The 25,101-nt window shown below is 51.0% G+C and carries 19 protein-coding genes and 1 CRISPR repeat array; of the genes, 1 reads left to right on the top strand and 18 read right to left on the bottom strand.

The genetic code is table 11. The features are described 5' to 3' along the window. Positions 1–146 precede the first annotated feature (146 nt). The 5 genes from EKO24_RS07935 to EKO24_RS07915 form a co-directional block, all read right to left on the bottom strand. A complete protein-coding gene (locus EKO24_RS07935; protein WP_338323999.1) occupies positions 147–3,110 on the bottom strand; it encodes a valine--tRNA ligase in 2,964 nt (987 codons plus the stop codon). A 73-nt stretch (positions 3,111–3,183) separates the two neighbouring features. After that, positions 3,184–3,573: a hypothetical protein gene (locus EKO24_RS07930; protein ID WP_127026723.1), complete on the bottom strand. Its 390-nt coding sequence runs from the start codon at positions 3,571–3,573 to the stop codon at positions 3,184–3,186. 16 nt (positions 3,574–3,589) lie between these two features. Further along, a complete protein-coding gene (locus tag EKO24_RS22845; protein WP_206667234.1) occupies positions 3,590–4,399 on the bottom strand; it encodes an endonuclease/exonuclease/phosphatase family protein in 810 nt (269 codons plus the stop codon). Positions 4,400–4,472: 73 nt separating this feature from the next. Beyond that, the gene (locus tag EKO24_RS07920; RefSeq protein WP_127026724.1) at positions 4,473–4,904 is read right to left on the bottom strand and encodes a DNA polymerase III subunit chi; all 432 of its coding nucleotides are present in this window, start codon (positions 4,902–4,904) and stop codon (positions 4,473–4,475) included. After that, positions 4,897–6,402: a leucyl aminopeptidase gene (locus EKO24_RS07915; RefSeq protein ID WP_127026725.1), complete on the bottom strand. Its 1,506-nt coding sequence runs from the start codon at positions 6,400–6,402 to the stop codon at positions 4,897–4,899. Before EKO24_RS07915 ends, EKO24_RS07920 begins: the two co-directional genes overlap by 8 nt. 309 nt (positions 6,403–6,711) lie before the next feature. Here EKO24_RS07915 and EKO24_RS07910 point away from each other — a divergent pair, with 309 nt between their 5' ends. Then, complete coding sequence (locus tag EKO24_RS07910) at positions 6,712–6,924, top strand: hypothetical protein (RefSeq protein ID WP_127026726.1); 213 nt, start codon at positions 6,712–6,714, stop codon at positions 6,922–6,924. A 176-nt stretch (positions 6,925–7,100) separates the two neighbouring features. Here EKO24_RS07910 and EKO24_RS07905 read toward each other — a convergent pair whose 3' ends face one another. The 13 genes from EKO24_RS07905 to cas1f form a co-directional block, all read right to left on the bottom strand. Then, positions 7,101–8,006 carry a polysaccharide deacetylase family protein gene (locus EKO24_RS07905; protein ID WP_127026727.1) on the bottom strand — a complete coding sequence of 302 codons (906 nt, stop codon included), beginning with the start codon at positions 8,004–8,006 and terminating at the stop codon, positions 7,101–7,103. Beyond that, entirely contained in the window at positions 8,003–9,058 is a 1,056-nt protein-coding gene (locus EKO24_RS07900; RefSeq protein ID WP_127026728.1) for a bifunctional UDP-4-keto-pentose/UDP-xylose synthase, read from the bottom strand. Before EKO24_RS07900 ends, EKO24_RS07905 begins: the two co-directional genes overlap by 4 nt. Before the next feature lie 130 nt (positions 9,059–9,188). Then, positions 9,189–10,154: a formyltransferase gene (locus EKO24_RS07895; protein WP_127026883.1), complete on the bottom strand. Its 966-nt coding sequence runs from the start codon at positions 10,152–10,154 to the stop codon at positions 9,189–9,191. Further along, a complete protein-coding gene (locus tag EKO24_RS07890) occupies positions 10,154–11,116 on the bottom strand; it encodes a glycosyltransferase (protein WP_127026729.1) in 963 nt (320 codons plus the stop codon). The genes EKO24_RS07895 and EKO24_RS07890 overlap by 1 nt, the downstream gene beginning before the upstream one ends. Positions 11,117–11,493: 377 nt before the next feature. Beyond that, entirely contained in the window at positions 11,494–12,606 is a 1,113-nt protein-coding gene (locus tag EKO24_RS07885) for a DegT/DnrJ/EryC1/StrS family aminotransferase (protein WP_127026730.1), read from the bottom strand. A gap of 2 nt (positions 12,607–12,608) precedes the next feature. After that, entirely contained in the window at positions 12,609–12,980 is a 372-nt protein-coding gene (locus EKO24_RS07880; protein WP_127026731.1) for an SMR family transporter, read from the bottom strand. After that, complete coding sequence (locus tag EKO24_RS07875; RefSeq protein ID WP_127026732.1) at positions 12,977–14,623, bottom strand: glycosyltransferase family 39 protein; 1,647 nt, start codon at positions 14,621–14,623, stop codon at positions 12,977–12,979. Before EKO24_RS07875 ends, EKO24_RS07880 begins: the two co-directional genes overlap by 4 nt. 177 nt (positions 14,624–14,800) lie before the next feature. Continuing rightward, positions 14,801–16,269: direct repeats of the CRISPR family, unit length 28 nt; unit sequence TTTCTAAGCTGCCTATACGGCAGTGAAC. A 132-nt stretch (positions 16,270–16,401) separates the two neighbouring features. Then, entirely contained in the window at positions 16,402–16,986 is a 585-nt protein-coding gene (gene cas6f, locus EKO24_RS07870) for a type I-F CRISPR-associated endoribonuclease Cas6/Csy4 (RefSeq protein ID WP_127026733.1), read from the bottom strand. Between the two features lie 3 nt (positions 16,987–16,989). Next, positions 16,990–18,006 (bottom strand): type I-F CRISPR-associated protein Csy3, encoded by a 1,017-nt coding sequence (gene csy3 / locus EKO24_RS07865; RefSeq protein ID WP_127026734.1) that lies wholly within the window; start codon positions 18,004–18,006, stop codon positions 16,990–16,992. Between the two features lie 3 nt (positions 18,007–18,009). Beyond that, on the bottom strand, positions 18,010–18,909 hold the full coding sequence (csy2, locus tag EKO24_RS07860; RefSeq protein WP_127026735.1) for a type I-F CRISPR-associated protein Csy2: 900 nt from the start codon (positions 18,907–18,909) through the stop codon (positions 18,010–18,012). Further along, positions 18,906–20,159: a type I-F CRISPR-associated protein Csy1 gene (gene csy1, locus EKO24_RS07855; protein ID WP_127026736.1), complete on the bottom strand. Its 1,254-nt coding sequence runs from the start codon at positions 20,157–20,159 to the stop codon at positions 18,906–18,908. The genes csy2 and csy1 overlap by 4 nt, the downstream gene beginning before the upstream one ends. 336 nt (positions 20,160–20,495) lie before the next feature. Then, the gene (cas3f, locus tag EKO24_RS07850; RefSeq protein ID WP_127026737.1) at positions 20,496–23,825 is read right to left on the bottom strand and encodes a type I-F CRISPR-associated helicase Cas3f; all 3,330 of its coding nucleotides are present in this window, start codon (positions 23,823–23,825) and stop codon (positions 20,496–20,498) included. 2 nt (positions 23,826–23,827) lie between these two features. Further along, a complete protein-coding gene (cas1f, locus tag EKO24_RS07845; protein ID WP_127026738.1) occupies positions 23,828–24,793 on the bottom strand; it encodes a type I-F CRISPR-associated endonuclease Cas1f in 966 nt (321 codons plus the stop codon). Positions 24,794–25,101: the final 308 nt, after the last annotated feature.

The raw sequence follows: 25,101 nt of genomic DNA, 5'->3' as shown, positions 1-25,101 counted from the left end.
GCTAAAGGCTAAAGGCTAAAGGCTAAAGGCTAAAGGCTAAAGGCTAAAGGCTAAAGGCTAAAGGCTAAAGGCTAAAGGCTAAAGGCTAAAAGGGGACGCTTACCTTTGCCTTTATCCTTTATCCTTTCGCCTTTTACCTGCTTTTCCTACAAGGCCTGTATCTTGCGTTGCTGTTCTTCAAGATTGTTTAACATCGAACGTAACTCGGCCAATTTAGCTTTTTCTTTATCGATAACTTCCGGCGGTGCTTTATCGACAAAAGCGGGGTTATTTAGCTTGCCTTCGACTCTGGGCAGGTCGTTATTGACTTTTTGGATTTCCTTTTCAAGCCGTGCCAGCTCCGCTTCTTTGTTGATCAGGCCCGCCATCGGAATCAGGATTTTCATCTCGCCGACCAAAGCAATTGCCGATTCCGGCGTGTTTTCATCGGGTCTTAACCAGGTAATCGAATTCAGCCTGCCCAGTTTTTGCAGATAAAGCCCGTTGTCGTTTAAATACTGTTGATCGTCAATTGAACCGTTCTGCAGGAATATCGGCAGCGGTTTGCTTGGCGCAATATTCATTTCGCCGCGAATACGGCGTACGCCCAGAATAAAGTTCATGACCCAATTCGTTTCGGTGACCGCGTCAGTGTCGATTTGCGCTTCATCGGCAACAGGATAGGGCTGCAACATGATAGTTTCGCCATCAGCACCGGTCAAAGGTGCGACGCGCTGCCAAATCTCTTCGGTAATAAACGGCATGATCGGATGAGCTAAACGCAAAATCGACTCCAAAACCGTCAGCAGGGTTTTACGGGTGCCGCGTTGCAATGCCGGGTCGCTCGATTGCAGGGATATTTTTGACAGCTCCAGATACCAGTCGCAGTATTCGTTCCAGGTGAACTCGTAAATGGCTTGGGCCGCCAAGTCAAAACGGTAATTGTCGATAGCGTTGGTGGTTGCCGCGGTGACTTGATGCAGACGCGAACGAATCCAGCGGTCCACTTGCGTATATTCACAGCGTGCCCCGGACAGGCCGTTATCGTGTTCTTCCGTATTCATCAGCACGAAACGCGCGGCGTTCCAGAGTTTATTGCAGAAGTTGCGATAGCCTTCGGTGCGGGCAAGGTCGAAACGAATATCCCGGCCGGTGGACGCTAGAGAAGCAAAGGTAAAACGCAACGCGTCGGTGCCGTAAGACTGAATGCCGTCGGGGAACTGCTTGCGCGTGGCCTGTTCGATTTTTTTCGCCAAATGCGGTTGCATCATGCCGGAAGTGCGTTTTTCGACCAGCGCATCCAGTTCTATGCCGTCGATGATGTCGATCGGGTCAAGTACGTTGCCTTTGGACTTGGACATCTTTTGTCCTTCGGCATCACGTACCAGGCCGTGAATGTAAACTTCTTTAAACGGTACTGCGCCCTGGAATTTCAGGCCCATCATGATCATCCGCGCGACCCAGAAGAAAATAATGTCAAAGCCGGTTACCAGTACGCTGGTCGGATAGTGTTTCGCCAGTTCCTCGGTATTTTCCGGCCAGCCCAGCGTCGAGAAAGGCCACAATGCCGATGAAAACCAAGTGTCCAGCACATCTTCATCCTGTCTAAGCGCATAGTCGGCAGGCAGATTGTGTTGGGTGCGGATTTCCTGTTCGGAGCGGCCGACGTAGGTGTTGCCTTTGTCGTCGTACCAGGCAGGGATACGGTGGCCCCACCAGATTTGCCGCGATATGCACCAATCCTGAATATTGCGCATCCATTCAAAATAGGTGTTTTTCCAGTTGTCCGGTACGAATTTGATGTCGCCGTTTTCAACTGCGGCAATTGCCGGTTCCGCCAATGGCGCGACCCTGACGTACCACTGGTCGGTCAACAGCGGCTCGATAACGCTGTTGGTACGGTCGCCGCGCGGCACCATTAATTTATGGTCGGCGATTTTTTCCAATAAACCGGCCGCATCGAGATCGGCGACGATTTGCCTGCGGGCTTCGAAGCGGTCCAAGCCGCAGTATTTAGCTGGAATCAGGTCGCCTTCGTGAGCGTCGTTGTTGCGTATCGCAGCGTCAATCGTAAATAAATTGATCAAGCCGCCATGCGGTAAATCCTGAATAACGGAATTATCGCGATGACGCGTCCACACTTCGTAATCGTTAAAATCATGAGCAGGCGTGATCTTCACGCAACCGGTACCGAATTCAGGATCGACATATTCGTCGGCAATAATCGGAATGCGGCGGCCGGTTAACGGCAGGTCGACGAATTCGCCGAGCAGGTGTTTATAGCGCTCGTCGCTCGGGTGAATCGCGACCGCCGCATCGCCGAGCATCGTTTCAGGGCGCGTCGTCGCGACAATCAGATGTCCGGTGCCGTTGGACAGCGGGTAACGCAAATGCCACATCGAACCATTTTCTTCTTCCGATAATACTTCCAGGTCGGAAACGGCGGTATGTAAAACCGGGTCCCAGTTAACCAAGCGTTTACCGCGATAAATCAGGCCCTCTTCATACAAGCGAATAAACACTTCCTGCACCGCCTCGGACATGCCTTCGTCCATCGTGAAACGTTCCCGGTTCCAGTCCAGAGAAGAACCCATGCGCCGTAATTGGCGGGTAATCGTGCCGCCCGATTCTTCCTTCCATTGCCAAACTTTTTCCAGGAATTTCTCGCGACCAAGATCATGGCGGGTAAGGCCTTCGGCATTACAGATTCGCTCAACGACCATTTGCGTGGCGATACCGGCATGGTCGGTGCCCGGCTGCCACAACGTGCTGTAGCCTTTCATGCGGTGATAGCGGGTCAGTGCATCCATGATCGTATCTTGGAACGCATGGCCCATATGTAAACTGCCGGTCACATTGGGCGGCGGGATCATGATGCAGTAGGATTCACCTTCCGGTTTGGTTGCTGCCGAGTCAGTTCCCGACTGGCTTGCGGCATATCCACCATCCCTGGCGGTCGCCGCGCCAGTTCCCGACTGGCTTGCGGCATATCCACCATCCCTGGCGGTCGCCGCGCCAGTTCCCGACTGGCCTGCGGCATACCCACCATCCCTGGCGGTAAAATAGCCTTTTTCTTCCCAGATTTGATACCAGCGTTGTTCGATTGAATGCGGGGCGTATGTTTTTTCCATGGATGTGTTTTTGTTGTCGTGAAAAATTAGCTATTTTAGCAGGATGGTAGGGAATCAGGCAGGCGGGCAAGTGCTATGCGGCATGTTTGCTTTGCGCGATTAGGCTACTGATAATTTGCACCGTCCTATCGGACTTAAATAATTCCCCTAAAAAATGCTTAAACTCTTGTTCGTTTTTTACTGTGTCGCCAAAAAAATCTTCAGTCAGAGACACTGGATATAAGTCAACAGGCTGCCTTATGGTTAGTAAAACATATTCGTACCCATTTAAAGCAGGTGCTTTTAGAATAAATCGAATGGACAACTGTCCATCAGGAGTAGGGTATGCAGTTACTTCTGCCTCAATAAGGTTAGATGTCTTTGCTCCTAATTTTGCGGCTTGTTCGCGGAGTATGAGTAAAGGTGCCTTTACAGTCGGTTCACCGGTAAGATCAGGCCATAAATCGTCATTTGAATCGGTCATGTTAGTCTCCAAAAAATTAACAGGTTAGTTGGAACAGAATAGGCAAATGGTCAGAAATGTTTTTGTCTGGAATGCCATTGTTATTTAATAGCGATAGTTCGCCAACCCTGTCTATGATTTTTAGTGTGTCGTTTTGAAACATTGGCAACACATCGGGTCTTAGCAATACTTGATCGAACGTATGCCAAAAGTAGGTGACATGCTCACTCTGAGAGTAATAATAGCTGCCGGGCGGTCCATCTGACGCATCACCCAGCAAGCTCCACATGGGATTGTAGAAAAAAGGAAAACTCCGGGTATTGACCGTCCTCTTTTGTTTCTCGGCAATTTTCCTGGCCATCGTAGCGTTAAAACCGCTAGCCGTTACCAGCCCCGTTTCAAAAGGATTCATATTCAGGTCACCCACCAATACGGTACGTTTATGGCCGATTTTTTCTTCCATCCTGATGATGTCTCTGGCTATTTCTGTTATTTCGAATGCTTGACTCTCACTCGATTGGCGAAGTTTACTGGGAAGATGCGCAACGACCAATAATAAATCGCAAGTCGTAGACGGTTTCAGGTGTCGAATCGTAAGGTGATTGGAATGAAACTGTGGCGCTATCTGCGCTTGAGCGAACTTTGAGAAAATATCAATTCTCTCGCACGTCTCTGTGTTGCAATGAAAATCAGCATTTTTTGACATGTTGAGTTCACACAGTACGTCAGCGACACTCAGTTTATTTTCGGCAAGCATTAAAACATCAATATCAAACTCGCGTACCAAACTGGACAATATATCCAGCCGCTTCGTTTGCCTCATATTCCAAAATAGAAAGGTAACCACTTATTCGGTCTCCCGTTAGACCTGAAAATCAGTCTTTGCTTGGAGTGGCAATAGTGTAACTTAACATTTTCGCCTACCAATCCTTATATGTAGTGATCTTCACGCCTGACTGCTGATATTGACGATAACGTTTCCTGCCTGCTTCTTTAGTGGTTTCGCTATTATCCAGTATTTCAAGGATGCGTCCGGTTTGCGGCCCTATGTTGGGATAACGCGAAGACAGGTTGAACACGACTTTTTGCCAGTCGCCTGGCGCGTCCAGCGAGCCGATCAAGACCGTTTTTTCGATATCCGGCGGCTCTCCGATGTAAGTCTGGTGCGGAATAAAACTGCCTGCCCTGAAAGTCCAGAGCAGGTCGTCCAGGATTCGGCTTTGTTCGTCGGAATCGGTCAGTACGTAACAAAAACTGCCGCTACGGTAAGCCTTCTCGATCAGTTTGCAGGCAAACAGGTGCCTGTCCTGTAGAGATTCCGACGGCAGTATATAAAAGCTGACTTCAACCACTTATGTTCTGTGAAGTTTGCGCCCGGCTGGTCAGGTATTGGCAGATTAGCTGCATAGGACGTCCGGTCGCGCCTTTGGTTGGGCCGGTACGCCAAGCCGTCGCGGCAATGTCCAGATGGGCCCAGCGGAATTTTTCGGCAAATCGCGACAGGAAACAGGCCGCCGTGATAGTGCCGCCATCCCGGCCGCCAACATTGGCCATGTCGGCAAAATTGGATTTAAGCTGTTCCTGGTATTCTTCCCAAATCGGCAAACGCCAAATGTTGTCGTTGGCGGTTTCGCCGGCCGCAATCAGGTCATTGCATAAAGCGTCATCGTTCCCAAGCAGGCCGCTGGCAACCCGGCCTAAAGCGACTCCGCAGGCGCCGGTCAGGGTCGCGATGTCGATCACGATCTCGGGGTTGTAGTGTTCCGCGTAGGTTAGGGTGTCGCAAAGCAGCAATCGGCCTTCGGCGTCGGTGTTTAATATTTCGATAGTTTTGCCGGACATGGTGGTCACAATATCGCCCGGCTTATTGGCGTCGCCGTCGGGCATGTTTTCCGACGACGGAATCAGGCCGATAATATTCAGCGGCAGTTGCATCTGCGCTGCGGCGAGCAATGCGCCCAAAACAGTCGCGCCGCCGCACATGTCGTATTTCATTTCATCCATGCCGGGACCCGGTTTCAGTGAAATACCGCCGGCGTCAAAGGTGAGACCCTTACCGATCAACACGATAGGCTGGGCATTTTTGATTCCGCCTTGATATTCCAAGGTAATCAATTTTGCCGGTTGGCGGCTGCCGCGCGAGACGGATAGGAATGAGCCCATGCCCAGTGCGGCCATGTCGGTTTCTTCCAGGACTTTGACGGTAAGACTGGCGTATTGTTTGCCTAGCTCAAGCGCCTGTTCGGCAAGATAGGTCGGCGTGCAGATATTGCCGGGCAAATCGGCCAAATGTTTGGTCAAAGCCATGCCTTCGGCAACCGCCTTGCCTTGCAATAATCCCGAATGCGCCAAAGCCCGCTCTGTTTCCGGGGCGAAGATGGAAATTTTTTCAATCTTGCTTTCGGTTTCTTTATCGGATTTGGTGTGAGTGAATTGATAGACCGCATCGTTAAACACTTCGATAATATGCCGTGATTTCCATTGCCAGTCTCGGCCTTCAACTTCGCATTCCGTCAGGCAGCAAACGATAGATTTTATTTGCGGTTTTTTCAGGCTGTTGATAGCGGCTAATAGCGCTTTTTTGTAGTTCTTGACGGATACGGGCTTGTTTTCGCCCAGTCCGACCAGCAAGACGCGCTCGATTTTGCTGTTTGGAATCGCATTGATTAACACAGCTTCGCCGTTTTTTCCGCTCAGGTCGCCGCGGTTGACGATGTTAGCGATGAGCCCTTCAGTGCTGTTGTTAAGGGCAGCGGCCGACGGGCTGAGTTGTTGGTCTTGATAAACACCGACAATCATACAATCGCATTGCAGTTCTTCGAGTGGCGCGGTTTCTATTGAATAGTCCATAACTTAACTCCGTTGTTTGTTAAATAGAGCAATATCTTGAGCGGGCTGGAAAATAGGGTGCTGCAAGATGGGCCGTTTAGCCGGGATTATACAATATAAATATCGGTTTTTGATGGGGGAGGTAAATTGGGTCTTATTGACTCACCACGAACGACTTGGACAGATATTTGCTCCTCGGCAACTGCTCCTGCGTTGCTCTACTACAGACCATCCATGGCCTTATGCAATATCTGCATTGACCGCTAAGGATAGTGGGAACGCCGCAAGATTGTAGGGAGCAATTGCGGCTGACTGCCAAGGATGGTGGGAATGCCGCAAGATTGCCTGGAGCAATCGCGGCTGACTGCCAAGGATGGTGGGAATGCCGCAAGATTGCCTGGAGCAATCGCGGCCACCACATCCTTGTGGGTTATGCAGGAGGTAGAATCGCGTCAGGAACAGCGATCGAGAGCAATGCAGGAGCGATTGCCGAGACACGAAGGGCACGAAGTTCTTGCTTCTCAAGCGGGACGGGGCTTGTAACCTCGTTTCTAACGTTTCTGAGGAACGTTCCGGTCGGGGCAGAATGTCCCCGGCTGTTGATTACTAAGCATTATGCGAGATAGAGTTTTCGGCGAACCTGGAAAGCGTCTGTCGGAAACGCCCGTTTTCGCTATCGCTCAAACAGGCTTGCTTGTGCCCGATGGGAGTATTCCAGTCTACTCGATCTTTTGTCCTTGCACGGCCAGCACGCCCGACCGGCCTTCGACTTGGCCCCAGACCAGCTCGTGGCAAGGCAGGATGGCGGTATCGAGTTCTTCGGCATAATCTGCCAACGTGCCGATGTCGTCGCCGGCTTGCTGCCATAGTTGCAGCAGTTTCTCCATGACCGGCAGCAGTTTCATGCCTTCCAGTTCCGCATGCAGCGTATAGACATGGCCGGCCGCCGCGGGCTTACGGCTGGCGGCGAATACGGCTTCGTGCACGTTGGCTTCGGTGATGCCGTTACGTCCGAGCAGTTCGTCCAAAGTCGGCAGCGTGGTGGGGATTTGCGGGCAGTCGAACGTCTCGCCATCCATCTGCGGGATGAACGGAGATTGACCGCGGCAGTCGCTGGCGTAGCGAAAACCCAACTGCTGTTCCAGTTGCAACGCGTGTTTGTTCAATTGCCAGCCGGCCGCGCCGTGCACTGCTGGTTGATGACCAAAAATCTTCTGAAATACATCGATGGCCGTCTGCATTTCTTTCCGGGTCCAGTCGGCGTTGCGGTTGGCGACGAAATCCTGCCAGCGGATATGGTCGTGGCAATGTATTCCGACTTCGTGCCCGGCCTGTTCGACTTCGCGCATGATGTCGCCGGCGCGCCGGCCGATATGAGGACCGGGCAGCAAGGTGCCGTAGAGCAGGGTTTTCAGTCCGTAATGGCTTACTACCGATGTGCGTTGGACTTTGCTGAAAAATCCGGGCCTGAATATCCGGCGCAACGCCCGGCCGGTATGGTCGGGGCCCAGGCTAAACAGGAATGTGGCCTTTACGCCGTAGCGTTGGTATAGCTCCAGCAACGCCGGCACGCCTTCCAGCGTACCGCGTAGCGTATCCACATCGACTTTCAGTGCGATTTTCATGCGGTCGGGTCTTGATCGATTAGTTCTCTCGCGACTGCAACCTCATGGCTGTAAGCGTCGAAAATCTTGCGCAATGCGTCCTCTACGCCGACTTCCGGCTTCCAGCCAAGGTCTTCCATCGTGTTGTTGATCCAGGGCACGCGGGTTTTAACGTCCTGGTAGCCTGAGCCGTAGTAATCGTTGGCGCTGGTGTCGATCAGTTCGACTTTGTCGGCCAGTTCGCGGTATTTGGGATGCTCTTTGGCGATTTTCAGCATCAGCTCGGCCAATTCGCGGATTGACAAGTCGTTGGCCGGGTTGCCGATGTTGTAAATATTGCCGGTCGCTTTACCGCCTTCGTTCCTGATGATGCGCACCAGCGCGTCGATACCGTCGCTGACGAAGGTAAAGCTGCGGCGTTGCTGTCCGCCGTCAACCAGTTTAATGGCTTCGCCTCTGGCGATATGTCCGAGAAATTGGGTTACGACCCGCGAGCTGCCCTCTTTCGGCGTATGGATGCTGTCAAGGCCGGGGCCGATCCAGTTGAACGGACGGAACAGCGTGTAATCAAAACCTTGTTCCTGGCCGTAAGCGCAGATCACGCGGTCCAGCAATTGTTTGGAGCAGGAGTAAATCCAGCGCGGCTTATTCAGCGGGCCTAAGACCAGGTCGGATTCGTAGGGGTGGAATTCGTCGTCCTTGCACATGCCGTAAACTTCCGAAGTGGAAGGGAACAGCACGCGTTTTCTGTATTTAACGCAGGCGCGGATAATCGGCAGGTTGGCTTCGAAATCGAGCTCGAATACCGCCAGCGGATGCGTGACATAAGTCGCAGGCGTCGCGATTGCAACCAGCGGCAGGATCACATCGCATTTTTTAATGTGGTATTCCATCCACTCATGATTAATCGTGATGTCGCCTTCGAAGAAATGGAAGCGTTCGTTTGACCGGAACGACTCGACACGGTTGGACTGCATGTCCATGCCGTAGACGTGCCAATCGGTGGTCTCGAGTATGCGCTTTGACAGGTGATGGCCGATGAAGCCATTCACGCCCAGTATGAGTACGTTCATAAGTTCCTGGTGGGTTATGTTAAAAATTGTTGCTAACTATTCAGCGCATGCTAAAAATGATTAATGGAGCACGGATGACACGGATAAGGCGGATTTACACGGATTTTTTAAAATATTTTGTGCTTTTCGTTTAATCCGTGTTCCCTTTTTCCAGCTGATCATCGTCGCTTGCAGTTGGTAATAGTTGTCCGTTATTGGCTAAGGCGTTGAATGCGGCTTGATCCAGCAATACTCCGTCACAGCTAAGTTGTTCGATACGGAAGCGCTTGTTGTCGATGCAATCGGCATAAAAATGGCCGTCCTCCCAGTAGATGCAAATTTTGCCCGGATTCACAGCCGCCTCGCCGCAGTAGAAACTTCCGAGCAGGAAAAAGCGTTTGCCGTTGTCGTCGAAAAATGCGCCCGGATAAGGCGGCGCGACGGCCCTGACCAGGTTATGGATAGTCCAGGCCGATTGCAGCCAGTCGATGCGGCCGTGCTCCGGCCGGCGGCCGCCGAAATAGCAGCCTTGAGCCAAGTCCAACGGTTTCGGTTCTATTTTGCCTGCAAGCAATAAAGGCAAACAGCGGGTCAACAGCGTTTCTGCGGCGGGCGTCAGTTTTAGGAAAACGCCGTGTGCGGTGTCGTTCGGCAAAATCGCGACCGCTTCTTGATCGATCAGCGCGCCGGCATCGGGTTTTTCGACCATTTGATGCAGACTGACGCCGGTTGCCGCTTCGCCGTGCAAAACCGCCCAATTGACCGGCGCGCGGCCCCGGTATTTCGGCAGTAACGAGCCGTGCAGGTTATAAGCGCCCCGGGGCGGAATCGCCAATAATTCCGGGCTCAACATGTGCCGGTAATAGAAGGAGAAAAACCATTGCGGGTTCAAGCCGGCAATATGCGCAATCACGTCCGCCCGGTTCGGATTGTCCGGAGTAATGACCGGAATGTTGTGTCGGTGCGCCAGTTCGGCAACGCTGCCGAACCAGATGTTTTCTTCAGGGTCATCCCGGTGGGTAACGACCAGCTTGATGTCGACGCCGGCTTGCAACAGGCATTCGATGCCGGTAACGCCGACGTTATGGTAGGCAAAAACAACGGCTGTAGGTTTCATCAATGCTGATCATCCTTGCTGTTATCAAGCATGGCTTTGATTAAATAGCGCGGACGAGAGCGGGTTTGGGAATAAATCCGGCCGATATATTCGCCCAACAGGCCGATGCCGAACAACAGAATGCCGATCAGGAAGAACATAACCGCAAACAATGTAAACACGCCGTCCGCTTCCGGCCCGACAGTCAGCCTGCGCCAGCCCAGGTAGAGCACAAACAGCAGCGACAGGATCGACACGCCGATGCCGATCAACGAAAACGCCTGTAAAGGTGCGATAGAAAATCCGGTCATCAAGTCGAAATTAAGATGGATCAGCTTCAGCAGCGAATATTTCGATTCCCCGGCCGCGCGCTCTTCGTGATCAATAACGATCTCAGTCGGGTTGCCTGCGTAAAGATAGGCCAGTGCCGGTATAAAGGTATTGGTTTCGGTCGTGGTCAGGATCGCGTCGATAATGTCGCGGTGGTAGCCTCGCATCATGCAGCCTTGATCGGTAATGCGGATGCGGGTGATTTTTTCTCGCAAACGGTTCATCGCCAACGACGCCCAATGCCGCCAGCGGCTGTCTTTGCGTTCGCGCCGGATCGTGCCGACATAATCGTAACCGGCATCCATCTGTTGCAGCAGGTTGGGGATTTCTTCCGGCGGATTCTGCAAGTCTGCGTCGAGGGTCAGGATATAGTCGCCCTTGGCTTGTTCAAAACCTGCGATTAGCGCAGCGTGCTGCCCGGCATTGGCGCGCAGGAATATCGCGCGGGTGGTGTTCGGAAACAGTTGAAACTGCTTGCGCAGTAACGCGGCCGACCGGTCGCGGCTGCCGTCATCGACAAAAATGACCTCGTAGCTGTGTTCAAGGTTTTCCAGGACCGGATAGAGTCTTTCAAACAGTAGCGGTAAAACGGCTTCTTCGTTATAAACAGGGATAACGACGGAGACGGCAGGTGTTGCAAAATTGTTCGTCATTTAGGTCAGGAAGATAGGGTTTTAAGTTTGGCGGATTCAACTCTGACGTGAAATCCTAATAATTCTGGCGCCTGTTTTGCAAAAAACGCCTCATGCGATGTTGGGGTTGCTGGCAATTATAAGGCCAACTGCTATGGTTTTTATAAGGTCATGAAATTTAATGATTTCTGTTTATTTTATAAGCGCATGAACAAGGTCTTGCCGGTGCAAAACAACCCGCTATTGGTTGTTTTGCACCAATGCTTAATATTTTATTTAGTTGCTTTCCGCCATGAAAAATCAGCTAACCAATAGCTTAATGATTTTAACGGGCTATGATTCGATAACCCGCCCAGATAGAACGAAAGGCAGGCGGTACGCGCGGCGTATTTTGTAATTCAAGCGCGATTCAGCAACGAAACTATTGCAGAACAAACCTGGTCAACATCTTTATCTTCCATGCCGGGAAATAGCGGCAGCGTCAAAGTCTGTTCGCCGATTCTTTCGGCATTGGGGAAGTCGCCGGGTTTGTAGCCGTATTGCCGATAAAGCGAGAACAAATGCATGGCCGGGTAATGGATGCCGGCAGCGATGGCTTGCTGCTTCAGCGCTTCAAGAGCCTGGTTGCGGTTCAGACCTAGCTTGTCCCAATCGAGCAAGATACAGAACATATGCCAGCTGTGGCCGTCCACATCGGCAGGCAGCACCAGCGCATCGTGCTTTGGCAGCTGTTGTAAATAACGTTGAACCAAGGCGCGGCGTTTCCGGTTAAAGCCGTCCAGTTTTTTCAATTGCACCAAGCCCAGCGCCGCGCCGACGTCGGGCATATTCATCTTGCCGCCCCAGGCCGGCACATCCATGCCGCCTTGTTGGTCCCTTTCAATGCCGTGAAAACGAATGCCCTCGATTTTTTTCAGCAATGCGGGATCGTTGAGCGCCAGCGCGCCGCCTTCAATCGTCGTGATGTTTTTGTTGGGATGGAAGCTGAAGCAGACCGGATTGCCGGAACTGCCGATCCGGCGGCCGTTATATTGCGTGCCTATCGCTTGGGCCGCATCCTCGAGAACCAGCAACTTATGCCGTTCGGCCAAGCGATAAATCGCATCCAACTCGACCGCGCGGCCGGCAAAATGGACAGGAATAATGGCTTTGGTGTTGGCCGTGATGGCCGCGGCAACAGCATCTACATCGATATTGCGGGAAACCAAGTCGACGTCGACGAATTTGGGCGCCGCGCCGCAACGCACGATAACATTGGCGCTGGCGACAAAGCTCATCGCCGGAACGATCACTTCGTCGCCCGGTCCGATGCCGTAAGCGAGCAGGACCGCTTCCAGCGCGCTGGTACCGGAATTAAATACGCGAACCTGCACACCGCCGCCGATATAGTCGGCTAATGCGGCTTCAAAAGCGGCAACCTTGGGGCCGGTCGCGAGCCATCCCGATTGCAGCACTTCTTTGATCGCTTCAAATTCTTCTGTATCGAGCGTCGGGCGAGTGAATGGAAGCATTGTTAACTCCGTGCTAAAACGTAAACGCCGAGAAGGACGATGCCTATCCCGATTATGCGGGCCGGATTCATCGACTCGCCGAATAGTTGCCATGCGGCAAGCGCATTGACGACATAACCCATCGACAGCATCGGATAAGCAATGCTGACGTCGACCCTGGACAATGCCAGTATCCAGACCAGAACGCTGATGCCGTAACAAAACAGCCCGATCCAGAGAAAAGGTTCAAAGGCCAGCTTTAAAAATGCGCTGGAGGATGAGGAAAAATTCAAGCCGATGACGCCCATTTCCTTGACGCTGGCTTTAAGCGCCAACTGCGCGATTGCATTCAGCATCACGCCGGTCAGGATAATACAGAAACTGACAATATTCATCGGCGGCCTACCGCAATATAACGGGAGTTTTCATAGATCACTTGCATAGGAATTTTCTGTTGGCTCCATTGGTCATAAGTTGTTTGATTAAGAATGCTTACCGCCTGCGCCGAGTTCAGCCAAAGCGGCAGGAAATCCGCTTCATTGAGCCATTTTTCCGGTTCCTGGTTAATGCCGAATTCCAGCTCGCCGGTATAGCCTACTAATTTAATGGTCCGGCCTAAGTAATAAGGCAGCGATTGATCGTAGCGATTAACATCGTAAACTTCAACGGCGTTGTTGCCGATGTAAGATTGAATGGCTTCCGCCATTACGCGGCTGGAGCGTAACTCGCTGATGCTTTGATAGCCCCAGGAAAGCATTTGCACGCCAAGCAGGGCGCAGAGGGAATAAACAGAGACAGCCAGGTTTTTTTTATCTTTTAACAGCAGCGCGGAAATACCGGCCGCGCCTATTAAAGAAGCCGTCGCGATAATCCAAGGTTGGAACAATGTCAGGTGCGACGCTAATTTGCCGATTTTGGCCGTTTCCTCAGCTTTCCAGACAAAGAAAATGAAGATAATGGCCGAAACGGCGATAGCGGCAATGCCGTCGGCAATAACATGCTTGCGCTTGGACATATTTTCGCCGACCAGCAGCGCCAATGCCGGAAACATCGGCAGAATATAGCCCGGCAACTTGGAATGCGAAACCGAGAAAAAGAAGAATACGAAAATCGCATAAACCCAGAAGAAGCGCGAAGGTTCAAATTTTCCGGCTTCGGCCTTCCAGGAAAAAGGCGGTTTAATTATGCCGTTCAATGCCGAGAACAGCCAAGGGATCGACCCTATTGCAAAGACGGCGAAGAAATACCAGTTGGATTTGGTCCGTCCGTGTACGTCGCTGGTAAAGCGCTCGAAATGCTCATGGATGAAAAAGAAACGAGGAAACTCCGGATTGGCATAGCTGACAGCAACGAACCAGGGCGCGGCAACCAATAAATAGACCAGCAAGCCTTTGCCTAAATGCAAATGACGCCACAGCGCCCAGTCGCGCTGCCAGATGGAATACAGGACAACCGCGGCGCCGGGCAGCACCAAACCGATAAGACCCTTGCTTAAGGTCGCCGCCGCAAGCGCAGCCCAGGCCAGCAGCATCCAGTTGCGTTCCTGTTTAGGCAAATGCCGTTCCGATTGGGCTAGCGCCAAGGCGCCGACAGCAATGAACAGCAGCGAGCTGACGCCCATGTCCAGGCTATTCGCGTGCCCCATTCCCGCGTAAAGGACGGTGCTGATTAAAAACAGAAACGCGAAATAACCGGCGCTACGGCTATAAAGCCGGCTGCCTACGTAACCCGCCCATAATGCGCCGATAAAGCCGAGACCGGAACACCATATCCTTGCGGCCGCATTGCTTTCTCCGAATATAGCCATGCTGATCGCAGTGCCCCAATATTGCAAAGGCGGTTTTTCAAAATACTTGAAGCCGTTAAGGCGCGGCGTAATCCAATTGCCGGAACTCAGCATTTCTCGAGCGATTTCGGCGTAACGCCCTTCGTCAGGCTCTATCAGGTCGCGGTATCCTAGTAAAAGAAACCATATAAATCCGGCAACAACGATTACTATTCCATTGATTCGGCATTGCCGTAGAGACGCGGGTGTCATGCTTGGGTAATCCTTTAGGGGGCTGATCTGGGTAAAAGGCCGGCAATAATAATACAATTTGCCGGTTATCTCATCCTTTATCAAAACTCTTGGCTGAAAAAACAATATAAGTCAAATGTTTATGGTGGTGCTTTGCGGCGGTGACGATTTTTCGCGCGAATCTTGCTTTCCCCAGTATTTCTAAGCTGCCTGTGCGGCAGTGAACTGGTAAAAAACTAACCGACGCCGGCTACCACTTTTCTAAGCTGCCTATACGGCAGTGAACTGTCACCGATGTTTGGGATGGTTATTGGATAATTTCTAAGCTGCCTATACGGCAGTGAACGGTAACTTGCCGCGCTTAAACACGATGAACTTTTTCTAAGCTGCCTATACGGCAGTGAACAACGGCGACAATCGGGCGAGGCCTTGCCTAGTTTTCTAAGCTGCCTATACGGCAGTGAACAGACACGTTGTTTTTTGACATGGCGCTATCATTTTCTAAGCTGCCTATACGGCAGTGAACACCAATGATACTTTTTTGCTTGTTGCGGCTTTTTTCTAAGCTGCCTATACGGCAGTGAACTAACCCTGGAACAAGAGAAAATAACTGTGCATTTTCTAAGCTGCCTATACGGCAGTGAACGTGCCGTCGTCGGTGCCGCGATAGTTTTCCCATTTCTAAGCTGCCTATACGGCAGTGAACCCCGTAAGCTCTGCTGAAAGTTCGGCGCTATCGTTTCTAAGCTGCCTATACGGCAGTGAACTGATCAACTACGACCGGCCTATCCCTGAAGATTTTCTAAGCTGCCTATACGGCAGTGAACCGAAGCAGCCCAATTCAGGATTCATGCCTTGATTTCTAAGCTGCCTATACGGCAGTGAACGGTTGATGATGTTGCCAAATGCGGTTTGTAAGTTTCTAAGCTGCCTATACGGCAGTGAACTCATATGCATGTATAATATTGAAAAAATTTGATTTCTAAGCTGCCTATACGGCAGTGAACGCTCATTAACCCGGATATCGCCATCGTCCTTATTTCTAAGCTGCCTATACGGCAGTGAACCCATCGTCAAATCGCGGCCCTTATGCTCAATATTTCTAAGCTGCCTATACGGCAGTGAACAGCTCGGCTGGACTAATCCAATCCTTGTTGACTTTCTAAGCTGCCTATACGGCAGTGAACCTGATTTTGAACCGGGATTACGATCCGGTGATTTTCTAAGCTGCCTATACGGCAGTGAACATGAAGCAAAAGAATACCTGAGGCGCCTTGAATTTCTAAGCTGCCTATACGGCAGTGAACTCTTTGTTTAATTTATAAATTATTTATGTGCTTTTCTAAGCTGCCTATACGGCAGTGAACGAATGCACACATTCCGAATCTGATTTCCTGGATTTCTAAGCTGCCTATACGGCAGTGAACCTGTCGAAACAGTGCGCATTTACCACTATATCTTTCTAAGCTGCCTATACGGCAGTGAACTTTACAAAATACTCAACCCACTGCATTGGCGATTTCTAAGCTGCCTATACGGCAGTGAACTCCATTTCCTGCCAATCACCTTGGCCAATATCTTTCTAAGCTGCCTATACGGCAGTGAACTAAGGGATAGCAGATTGGCGTATGCAGTATCATTTCTAAGCTGCCTATACGGCAGTGAACCTGGCCTCAAAAATCTTCAAAGCCAGTCGCGTTGCAGTATACAGGCGATTTAGGTTTATTTGCCCATCGCCAAAGCCATGCTACGCAACCGGCTGTTTTCTTTATATTTTTAAAGATCGGTAAAAAGATGGGTCAAAATTCGGGTACGCTGGATGCTGCACTCAAACCATAGCTGCTGAATGTCCTGCCTGACAGTTCCGCGACCACGGTTTTTTTAATCCATAAGCAAAACTCTTGGTCGCCGCTCAAACTTTTTAGATGGATAAAAGGCGTCGCTATGGTTTTATGCGGCATCGCGCTATAACGCGCCAATGCCGTATCGTAGTCCACATTGTGCCGTTTGGCATAACGTCTGGCTAAACGCTCGCTACCGGTTTTGGGCTGTTGGCGTTGATAAGTCGCGTATCCGGTGAGTTTTTCCGGCACGGGGCGAATGCCGGTGCAATGCACATAGTCGCTCAGCCGCGAAAGCCGCCGGGCGGCGTCAAATCGGCCAAGAGCCGCTTCATCGCCGGCCAAAAGCCGCAGCTTGCGGCCCAACACGCTATATTTTTCACCGGTTTCATATTCGGGAAAAGACACTCCAACCGGTATTTGCCCTTGCTCGTCTTGGGCTTCTACTAATCCGAGGTGGATTTGTTGGAAGACTTTTGACCAGAGGAAATTTATCCCGACTTCGGGATTAGGCAGTAAGGTGATTTCTAAATAAAACCTCATGGTCTAGTCCTTGCCGCTTTGTCCGAATACGCCGCCGCGCACCAAAACCGCCATCACGTAATGCTGTTGCGTTTCGTCGGCAAGGCTTTCACCTAAAGCGAATCGGTCAAACAGCGTGTAAAAATCGGCTTTGTCTTTCGGCGTGCGGTAGGCTTTGCCCAGGTTGGTGACTGAGCCGTAAGGTTCAACGGCTATCGGGCCGATATTGGCCGTTGCATAATCCGGATACCAGGTATCTATGGTGCGTATGGCGTTGCCGATTTTTTGCGAGTGCATCGCGGCCACGCCGTTGACGTGATACAGGATTTTACTTTTGTCGCCTTTGCCTTTATCCAGCACCAGCTCTTCGCTCGGGTAAACTTCTTGCGCTTTGCCGACCAGGGCGTAGACATCGACGGCAATCAACAGATACGGCAATTTACCGCTAAGCGCAGCGGCGATTTTATCGGTCAGCGTTTGCAGGTCAGGATTGTTCGCTTCAAAATTGCGTAGGGAAAATTCCGCGGCGTTGAATGTTAACGGCTGGTCGTCGCCGGTATTAACAACGACTTCGATTTTTTGCGCACCCACCCGATTGCGCCACAAATAGCGGCCATTGGCGATATTAATCGCATAGCGTTTCGCCAGTTCGGTAAATCCATGTTGTTCAATATAGGCTTGAGCCACTTTCGGATAAGACTCATTAAAAGCCGCGCCGTTGCAGGCGGAGGGTTTGTCGATGCCGCCAAGAACCTTAAGGGTGAAGTTAAGATGCAACGTGTCTTGGTTTTCACCTAGCGCGCAGGCGTCGACTTTTTGCAGGTTGGCTTTTTCAACTTCGGCGTTGAGCTTTAAAGGATCGTTTTGTATTGCCGGTTTTAGGCGGTTTGAAATGGTTCCGCGCACCGATTTTTCAATCAATTTCAACGCGCTTGGTTTTGCTTGTCGGCGTTCAGCCCAATTAGTGCCGTACAGGTAACCGTCCGACGGAACCAGTTTTTTTTCAAAAGCCAATACTGTTGCGTCATTTTTAGCAGCCATTTTTTAATCTCCGATAAGGTTTGATGAGGATAGGGTTTGGCAAAGGTATAAGTTTCGTTCGGATTCAACGCGGTATTGCCAGAGCATGTCGTCCAGGTCTTTAATGCGGTAAGGCATCACAAATTCGCCCAGCGTGACCACGCTTTCGGCAAACCGGTGCGGTGTGGCGCTGTCCCGTTGATGTTTGGCGGTTCCCAGTGCGGAAATGCCCTGAAAACCGGTTGCAATCGGCACTAACCAGCCGGGTGCAAGACGCGAGCTTGTCCAGGTCACTTTGCCTTCACCCTCTTGCGTGGAGCGGTGCATGACTTTTAGGTGATCGAGCAAGGCTTCCAGCGCATCTTTGTTTTGTTCCTGCATGGCTTTAATCATTAAGTCGCGGCGCTCAATCAGCACATAGCCGAGCATTAATCTGCCCAACACTTTTTTAACGGCTTGCTCGTCGTCTTCGTCAACCGGGATGGTTTCGACCTCTTGGGCCGATAACACGTCGCCGCCGGCCAGTTTCATGCACAGCAACCGGTTATTGACCAGGGTTTCAAATTGTTCACGCTCATCGCTGTCCAGACCTTGATACTCAACCAGTAGCGATACCTCTAAATGACAGCGGGCTTCTTCGATGAACGCGGGGCGGCTGCCGTCTTTGTCTAAAGGATTGGCGGTGCCGACGATGGAATTAACAAAATCGCCTGGGCCTTTGTAAGTTTGCAAATCAAATTGATGGCAACTGACCGCTACGCCGGTTAATGTCAGGTCGCCTAAACCGTGTTGTCGGATATGGCGCTGTAGCGCATGAATCGCGCCCAGCCATGCGGTCATCGCCGGAAAGCCTATCGTGTAAGGGCTGCTCATCGCGTTGGCGTTGTGGATTTTGATATGGGGAATTAATAAAAATCGTCTCATTTGAAAAACTCCCGGTCGCTGCCGACGGCTTGTTCCACGATGCCGCGAATTTCGCGTAACTCGTGGTCGCTGAGTTTGATGTGGGTTTCTTTGAACAGGTATTCGTAGCTGTCGAGTATCCAACGGGCAAAATCGCCGACGACATCGTCCAACCAAGCGTCTTGGTTTTCGCGCTGGTCCAAGTTCGCGTCGTCCAGCCAAATGCGTTGGGCTAGCGGTAAAGATTGGTAGTGTTCCGTATTTGACCAGCCGTGTTCGCCATTTAATCTAATTCTAAAGGCGCGTTGCAGCACTTGGTCGATGATGTATTTAAGGGTGTTGGTGATGCCGTCGCGAACGTGAACGTTGTTAACGCCGCTACGGATAAGCTTGTCTAACGACTGAAAATTGTCTTTAAACTGTTTGACGCGCAAGCTGTTACTGAAAAAGTTATGGGTAGGCAGGCGAATCTGGCGCTGTTTTAGCGTGGGCGGGATGCTTGCCAGCAAATAGGCGCGCCCGGCGTTTTGACTGTTTAACACGCTGACATTCTGCGGTTGGGTGCCGCCAAAAGCGGTGACGGTTAAGTCAAAAATATCGTTGTATCCTTGCGCATGGTGTTCGTTCTTTTTGCGGCTGTCCTTGGCTTGCTTGGTTTCCTCGGCAAAGCGGATGCTGTCGATTCGGCTTTTAACTTGGGTCAACAAACCGGAAGGCGTTAACAGCGAAAGCAAGTGGTAGGCGTCGTTTACCGGGAAATAAACCTGTTTGACCAGATGATCGGTTCTGTTTGAATCATCCAACTGCTTAATGCTGGTCAGGCCTTGTTTTAGGCTCTCGTAGCTTGCCGTCGGCACAGTAAAGAAGGGTTTAATCGTTGCGCTGTCTTGCTCTAAGTGGCTTAAGACGGTTTTGCCGTCATCCAGTTGCAGGCTGAGGAATTTATAGACATCCATCGCCGCCGCATTGCCGAAAACATCCAGTTCGTATTCGACATTGCCGCTACGCAAATAGCCGTCGTTAGCGGATTGGCTTTGGGCAATAACCGAAGAGGTTTTTGCGCTGGGATGGCTGAACTTGCCGGGATGGCTGACCATCGTGAGCTGAGCGGCCCGTCTGGCGGCATCGGGCAACCAATTGGCCGGGGCGAATTTTTCGCTCGCTTCTTGCTGGAGTTGGGCTTGCTCTTCATCCGACAGTGAAGGTTTTAGTCTGGCTTTGAGCCAAGACGCTTTTCGTTCGGCGAAAAAATCAGGGATGTTTTGATTCATAGGTAGCCTCCTGTATGTGTTGACTAGAGGCTATTTTATGGCGAATAAAATTATTGTCAACCGTAATATTTGTATTAAAAAATATTAGCAATTTGCTTACAAGTAAATGTTTAGCTAGAATCCATCCTACATCGAATAGATGGCTTAGAAAGTAATGTTTGTATTTTGTATTTCACTGCCGAACAGGCAGCTTGTTTAGTTCCCACGGACTCCGTGGGAACTAAACAAAAGAAGCTTCACGAGTCGGGAAGCTAAAGCTTCCAAGACTGCATTCCCAAGCTGGCGCTTGGGAACGAACGTACCGGTATAAAACGTTTTGCCTTCATCTAATTGCAGTCACCCCTTTCGTGGAAACAAACCAAACTGATCCGAGTAAAAAAAGCCTTGGTTTTTGTTTTCTAAAAAGATCACTTCTCCATAACGTTTGGATTTCTTTCTCATAACCCCTTCTTCCGAACTTTCCTCGGCATCACTATCAAGAAGCCGACGAAGAGCAACTTCGTAGTCCCTTTCCAGCCATAACTTTGATTTCACTTCATCTGTTAACGGCGGCGCGATTTTGATGTTCTGTCTTTCTCCAAACGGAATAAACTCGCCGCGCTCAGTCTTTTCGCAAAACACCGCCTTATCGTCTTGCCAAACCAAATACAACGTAATATCCGGGCTGCCGTCGCGAAACCGGTTCAACTGTTGCGGCAAGGCCGTTAGCCACCAACATTCCGTCAGCCATGCCTGTAAACACTGCGGGCCTTTCTCGCTGTATTGGGTCAAGCTGTTATGCATGGCCTGATGCTCAAGATCTACCAATTGCTGCTTGGGGCGCAAGGTTTCCGGTTGTTGAATACGGGGAGCGGCATTGATCCCTGCCTTTAAAACAGTTTCATCGACTAATTGAGTCAGGTCGTGGGAAGTCAGTTTCAGGCTTTTTAAGTTCTCGTACCCTGGACGGCAATAGGCCGGCTTGCCGTCTTTGCGCAAGGCTTTGAGGTTATATTGCATGACGGCAATATTCGGCTGCTCGACACCGGCTTGCCGATGCCGCCGGACGCGCCCCGATAACTGGATGATTGAACGGTAAGAGGACGGTTCGACGATTGCCCAATCGAAATCATGATCCCGGCCGACTTCTTCGACCGGCGTTGCCACCAGGATAAACAAGACATGGCTCGTATCTGTAGTATCCAGGTGCTTTCTAATAATGGGGTTACTAAACGCCGCAGGCATTTCGCCCGGCTGTTCTTTGCGTTTTAGCACTTGATCCAAATGTTGTTCCTGTTCGTGGCGGAGTAACAGCACTTGGCGGCTGTGGTAGGCCATGATTTTAGGAGTGAAATCGGCATCCCAATCGGTTTGTAACAGGTATTGGCTTAATTCGATGCAGGGCGGAATATTCGCCATGCGTACCAAGCCGAACGACACTTTTTTGCCGGTTCCGCCGTCAACGGTATGGTGCTGTTGGTGTAGCCGGCTTGCGGTTTGTTTGATTCTGTCGAAATACTGTTGCCGGACTGATTCTTGGCGGGCTGCATCGCTAAACAAATCATCGCAAGGCACAATATAAGCCTTCCGCCTGATGACTTGCTTGTGGAGATTGCCTACCCGTTTGCCGATAAATTGCCGGTGAACGGTTTGGTACTGCCGGCAGCGGGCTAATGAATCGTTTTTATCGAGGCTTTGAACCAGGCTGCCGAATTCATCGATCCAGGCGCAGGCTATGTGCTGATGGGCTTGCTTAAAATGGCTGTGCAAACTCCAGCCTTCTTGGTAGGCATTAAAAAAACCTTCCGCCAGGGCGGGCGGTATCGTTGCCGAGGAAATCATTACTTTGCGTCCCAGCATTCCGGCTAAGTGAATTAAGCGCCCGATGGCGATCAAGTCTTTGCCGTCAAAATCATCGACTTCGTCAATGACTAAATCGGAAGACAGCAATCTGAGACAAGGCAAGATATATTTACCGCCCCGTGTCGTTTCTGTGGCGGCAATAATGTGGTCAATGGTGCAAGCCAAAACCGGTTTGTATAAAAACGCTTTGTGTTTGTCGGCGAGTTTGGGGTTGTATTTGGGGATAACGGCGTCCAGAAAATCAGCGATAGGGGCGTTTGCGTAATCCAAGTCTTCATCCAGCAGTATTTCCAACGATTCCGAACCTGAGTCTTCGTAGCTGGGTTGTTCGTCGGTTTGTTTGGCTTTTTCGTGTAGTTCCTTGACTGCGGACGAACCGATTAACACGGCCAGTTCATCGCTTTTTAAACCGATCCGGTCGCGGTATTCGTCTCCTGTTTGCAAGGTCAGGGTGCGTAAGCCAAGGGCCAGGATGTAACGCAGGCTTTCGCCGTCGTCGGATAAGGCCCGCATGATTTTGGCGTTGGCAATGGTTTTGCCGCAGCCGGTGCTGGCCATGTTGACTATAAACCAGCCATAACCTTTGTCGTTAAACGGTTCGTGTTGTTTTTTGAAGCGGCTGAGGTTTTCAACTGCTTTGTCCTGCCATTCGAAGCCTTTCGGGCTTTTTTGTTTCAAGCTTTTGATGTCGTAAGCCGTCTCCATTTCGGACGTGAAGCGGGACAGGGTTTGGCTTATTTTCAAAGCATGGTCGCTGACATGAACCAAATGTTCATCGAGTTTTTGTTTTAATTCCTGCTTGTCGGTGTTGGCGTACAGGGTGATCGCGCTGTTCCAGCTTGGGTCGGCAGCACAGGATGAATAGTAATGGTCGCCTAACATCAAACAAAGCCGGGCGTGGTGCAACAGCAATCGGTAAGCGCCATTTTCAAGGAGTTGCTGTATTTGCGCTTGGGCTTGCAGCAGCTTGGCGGACCATTTTTTTATTTGCTTTAGCCAAGGCGCCGACTGGCTGAGCAAGCCTTCCGGAAACTCGAAACAGGCTTTTAAGCGGTCTTGATAATCTGCGTCATTAATTCCGTTTTGATAGCCCCAATTGGCGTCGATGCTTTTGAATATCCGCGGCAAACTTTCTCTTTTTTGATCGCATTCCTGCTTGGGATCGTTGCGGGAAGGTAAGCGATGGTGAGTCATAATCAACCAACCTACCAATTGGGCAACCGGCGGCAAATCGGCTAATGGATTTTTGGATTGGTTTACAACCGAAGCTTTTAACGCTTGTTCGTCAATATTGCCGTCAATAAGTAGTTTTAGCCAGCCTGCATCGGAATTGCCCGACTGTTGCACCAGCGCATTTAACAATAAGCACGAAATCCATTCATGGCGTAAAGGGTCGCCTTGCTTGGTGTGTTTTTTAAGTTTGTTTTGAAACAGCGCAGTGGCTTTTCCCCAGTCATGAAGCAATGCAGCCAAGGCGGCCAGCGCTTTAATCAACGGCAAGTAAGTCCAATTATTTTCATACCGGCTGTTCATGAGGTTTTTGTGCGTACTATTCACCGGCACAATTCCTTCCGCATTAAATCGCCTGCGATTCCCCACTATCCAAACCAGCTCGCTCCGGCTCCTGGAGCGCAGCCAATGGCAGGCGACAGCAGTATTTTTGGTAGCGGTTTTACGCAACAGGGTTTTCACGGCAATCAAACCGTCTTCGGTGATGACGGTTTGCCAGGTATTGTCGCCGATGCGGTTGGCAAAGGCGTCCAGTACGCGGCGGGTGCGGCTAAGGGCTTTTTTCTCGCATTGGCTGACAAAGGTGACCATCATGACTATTTTCCCTCTTCAGAAGGATGAGGAGGATTTTCTAACGCGGCTTGTTTGACTTGCTCAAACATAAAATCCAGTGCTTTATGCTCGGTGAATTTTTGCAGGATTTGCTGGCGGAATTCCTGTTCGGTGGCTTTTTCCTTGGCGCTGATAAAGGCCCAGGGCAGGACAATCGCATCCTTGATCAAGTCGGCAACATCGAATACCAAGGCGCCGCGACGGGTTTTGCCGTGCATGACAGCGAAACCGTGCGGTATACCCAGCACCCAAAGCGTGGTGGCGGCTAGGCCGTAGGCTAAATAGTTGCCGTGGTTTAAAAAGCCGTTGGCAAGGTCTGAGGCTTCGCGTTCGCGGACAAAGTCGCCCAGTTGCGCGGCTTTGGCGGCGTAGCGGTATAGTTGTTTGGTGAGCAGGGCTTCGCGCTGCAACAGGTCGCCGACTTTTGCGGCGTTTTGGATCTGAGAGGCATAGCCACTTAAGGCGGAGCTAATTTCAAGGTCAGTCGCTAGAAAATTCTCGGCTTTTAGGTCGCGGTCTTTTTCCCAGGTGCGTTGCAGATAGCCGACCCGTGCTTGCTGGAAGGTTTTTGCTACAGTGAGCCGTTTGGCCTCATCGAACCAGAAGCCCAGCCAAGCTTGCATGTATTCGGTGGAGCGGTATTCGCTTTGCGGGGTGAGCCATTCGATTTCGCTGCCGGAAAACAGCGGTGACCCGCCACCACCGCAAAAACCGACCAAAACCCCGGCGCTGGCCAGCATTCGCATGGCGGCTTGGGTGATCGAGGTGCCTGTGCCCAGTAAGATGACCGTGGTATTGGCAATGGGGATGTTCCAGTAGTAGTTTTCTTCTTTGGCCTCTGTCAAATAGAGTACGCGGCCATCTTTCTGCATGACCCGGCATTTTTCCAGATAGTAGATGTTGGCGCGTTTGGAATGCAGTATGGCTTTTAAATCCGACAATTGATCCATGAACTATTTTTCCCCTTAAAATTACGTGTCTATACGCAACTATATAGGAGTCGTACATTGGCGACTACCTGAAATTCAGGCGGAAAGCGGCTTGCAATATTTACCGGCGGCCAGCTTTTAATGGGTACGGAGAGCGTAACGCTGAAAGGCACGAAAAATATCAGCCGTAGATTGGCCGCTTGCAGCCGGTTAGACCTTCCAGGTTTTTACTGGAGCTGCTCCCGGCAGCTCCAGCACTTCTGACCTCCATGGATGGAGGAAATGCCGAGGACTGCCGGGAGCAGTCTCGGTCGCCATCCATGGCAGTC

The organism is Candidatus Methylobacter oryzae, assembly GCF_003994235.2.
GTDB classification, from domain to species: Bacteria; Pseudomonadota; Gammaproteobacteria; order Methylococcales; family Methylomonadaceae; genus Methylobacter_A; species Methylobacter_A oryzae.
The sequence above is the reverse complement of the archived record's forward strand: the minus strand, read 5'-3'. Positions and strand labels throughout refer to the sequence as shown.